This is a genomic window from Eudoraea sp. (assembly GCF_049665975.1).
Taxonomy (GTDB): Bacteria; Bacteroidota; Bacteroidia; order Flavobacteriales; family Flavobacteriaceae; genus Eudoraea.
This window is the reverse complement of record NZ_JBATGR010000133.1, coordinates 1-3,074: the sequence shown is the minus strand read 5'-3', so window position 1 is coordinate 3,074 and position 3,074 is coordinate 1. Positions and strand designations below refer to the sequence as shown.

Below are 3,074 nucleotides of genomic sequence, written 5' to 3'. Positions count from 1 at the left end.
TTGTAATAAGTGCCATCGTCAAGGGCGGCTGTAATATCCAAAAATCCTGCGAAGAAAAATCCTCCATCAGCAGTTTGCAATAAATCATATGAATGATCATGCCCAGAAAACCCAAAACTTTTTTCCCATTCAATAGCCCCTAAATCATCCAGTTTTAAAATCCAGTTATCATGGAATCCTTCATTGTTACTTCCATCCCCATCATCACTCATCGCATATCCCGTAACTGCATAACCGCCATCTGAGGTCTGGATTATTGACTGCCCCCGGTCATCCTTACTGCCCCCATAAGTTTCGCTCCAGACAACATTTCCTTCCTCATCTAACTTCAAAACCCAATAGTCATTTACTGGTGTAGATTTGCCAGCAAGGTCTCCATCGGTGCTTTTTGAATACCCGAGAATTGCATAACCGCCATCATTCGTATGAATTACTGATTGTGCCGTTTCTTCGTCAGTACCACCTAAACTCTTTACCCAATCAATCTCTCCTAAAAAAACGGCTTGGTCATAGCCATTGTCCAGAATAACAGAATCGTCATCTGAACATGAAAAGAAAAACAGCACTATAGCAAATATTAAAATGTTTTTCACCGCTATTCTAATTTGATTTTTTAATAACAAAGAGACCAGAATTGATATCATTCACAATAATCTTTTCACTTTCAAAATAAGGATAAACACTCCATACTCCCTCAAAAGCAGAGGTATTATTGGATGGGTAGGTATCAAAGAAACCCTCTTCAACAATACTTTGCCCCTCTATTCCTGAAATATCAAGAATACGGACTCCTGCTGTATAATTTGCAAGATAAAACGCATCTCCCCTTACATAGCCATTATGATCAATTGCTGCCGTTTCACCTAAATAAGTAGTGTGCAAACTTGGGTTGTCAAGATCCGAAAGATCAAAGACCAGGGTACGCGAATCAAAACCAAGTTGAATCTCATCTAATTCATCTCCTAAAATAAAATAGCGCTGGTCTTCAGAAAACCAACCCTGATGCGTGTATCCAATATTTGCGTATTGAAAAGTACTGATCTGCATGGGATTATCTTTGTCTGTGATATCCACAATAGCAACTTGATTTTCATTTGCACCTATAAATATTTCCTGTCCCGTGTAATCAGCGTCAGGACCATTATAGGTAACAACCTGTGCATCATGCGAATACCCGTTAGCGCCATAACCACCTGCAGCAGTTGGATTTTTGGGATCCTGCACATTAATGAAATGTACGCCGCCTCTGTATAAGTCATTTCTGGCTGTGCCAACCGCATAGGCATATCCGCTAGCTTCATTGATAACAATATTGTGCGCACTACCAAAACCAGAGTAACGGGCGTCTGCCTCAAAAGTTTCCGGGGCATTCGCCACATTCCTTAATTTAGTTAAATCAAAAACCTGCATCCCATGCCCGCCTGCTTCAGAGACAATAAAGGCATGGTCCTGGTATACTTTTATGTCTCTCCAGGGGCTGGATACAGTTGCTGAAGGTAATTTTCCAAGATAAATCAATTCTTCAGTATCCGTTATGTCAACAAAGGCAGTTCCATTATCCAAACCCACCAAAGCATATTCTTTCCCTGTAGTGGTGTCTGTCCACCCCCAGATATCATTCCCTGCAGAAGCGCTAAATGAAGCCAGACTTATTTGTCCCAACAAGTCATAACCATTACACGGATAAATACCTGCCATGCCACTAGTGCAAGGCAAAAATCCTGTTTGCGGATTATCAACAATATCATCATCCATCATCATGGAATCATCAGCAGCAGCCGGAGAATCATCACTGTTGGAGCAACCTACCAGAAACGGCAGACATAAGAAAAGTAGGAGTGTTTTTTTCATGGGGCAAAAAATAATAATTCTTTTTCGCTATAAAGATAATATATTATTCCCATCCGCTTATTTTTGTACCATGCTTGAAGATAAAAACCAGGAGAAAACCTCGCTAGAACAATTGGGCGAATTTGGATTAATAGATCATCTAACCCAGAACTTTAAATTGCAACATAAATCTTCTATTAAGGGGGTTGGCGATGACGCAGCCGTGCTTGACTTTAAGGATAAAAAGACTCTTGTCTCTACAGACTTGTTGATTGAAGGAATACATTTTGACCTCAGCTATATGCCCCTAAAACACTTGGGATATAAAGCTGTAATGGCCAATTTATCTGATATTTATGCGATGAATGCAACTGCTACTCAGATTACTGTATCTGTAGCAGTTTCCAATAGATTTCCTTTAGAGGCTTTGGAAGAATTCTATGAGGGTATTTCACTGGCCTGTGAACTTTACAAAATAGATCTGGTTGGAGGAGATACTACCTCTTCAACTACGGGAATGATCATAAGTATTACAGCTATTGGAGAGGCAGCCAATGAAGACATCGTTTACAGGAGCGGAGCAAAACCAAATGATCTCTTGGTGGTTAGTGGTGACCTGGGAGCCGCATATATGGGGTTACAAGTCTTAAAACGAGAAAAAGAAGTATTTAAAGTTAATCCAAATAATCAGCCAGATTTGTCTGCATATAGTTATATCATTGAGCGTCAATTAAAACCAGAGGCCAGAAAAGATATTGTGGAATTATTAAAAAAACTGAATATTCAGCCAACTTCCATGATTGATATTAGCGATGGTCTTTCTTCTGAAATTCTTCATTTGTGCAAACAGAGTAAGGTTGGTTGTAACCTTTATGAAGATAAAATTCCATTAGATCCGACGGTAATTTCGGCATGCGAAGAGTTTAAACTGGATAGTACTTTAGTGGCTTTAAGCGGGGGGGAAGATTATGAGCTATTGTTCACTATTGATCAAAAAAAATTCCCGGAATTAAAAGGCAATCCTAACTTTACTGTAGTGGGGCACATAACAGATAAGAATGAAGGCGCACATTTAGTTTCCAGGAATAATTCTAAAATTCCACTTACCGCTCAGGGGTGGAATTCATTTGCCAAAGCATAATTAAGCTACCTGTTGGGTAGTCCTATGTCTTTTTTGGTATAAGTCTTCTAAGGTATCATTGATCTCTTGAAGTTCCGGTGTTAAAACGGAAAGATTTCCGCTT

At 39.5% G+C, this 3,074-nt stretch carries 2 protein-coding genes and 1 pseudogene; 1 reads left to right on the top strand and 2 read right to left on the bottom strand.

Features of this window, described 5'->3' with window-relative positions; translation table 11 throughout:
* Window positions 1-593 (bottom strand): annotated as a pseudogene (locus WBN20_RS05240) (hypothetical protein); the annotation flags it as partial.
* Window positions 594-600: 7 nt separating this feature from the next.
* The gene (locus tag WBN20_RS05235; protein WP_424280962.1) at window positions 601-1,851 is read right to left on the bottom strand and encodes a choice-of-anchor B family protein; all 1,251 of its coding nucleotides are present in this window, start codon (window positions 1,849-1,851) and stop codon (window positions 601-603) included.
* A 70-nt stretch (window positions 1,852-1,921) separates the two neighbouring features.
* Here WBN20_RS05235 and thiL point away from each other — a divergent pair, with 70 nt between their 5' ends.
* A complete protein-coding gene (thiL, locus tag WBN20_RS05230; protein ID WP_424275979.1) occupies window positions 1,922-2,971 on the top strand; it encodes a thiamine-phosphate kinase in 1,050 nt (349 codons plus the stop codon).
* Window positions 2,972-3,074 lie beyond the last annotated feature (103 nt).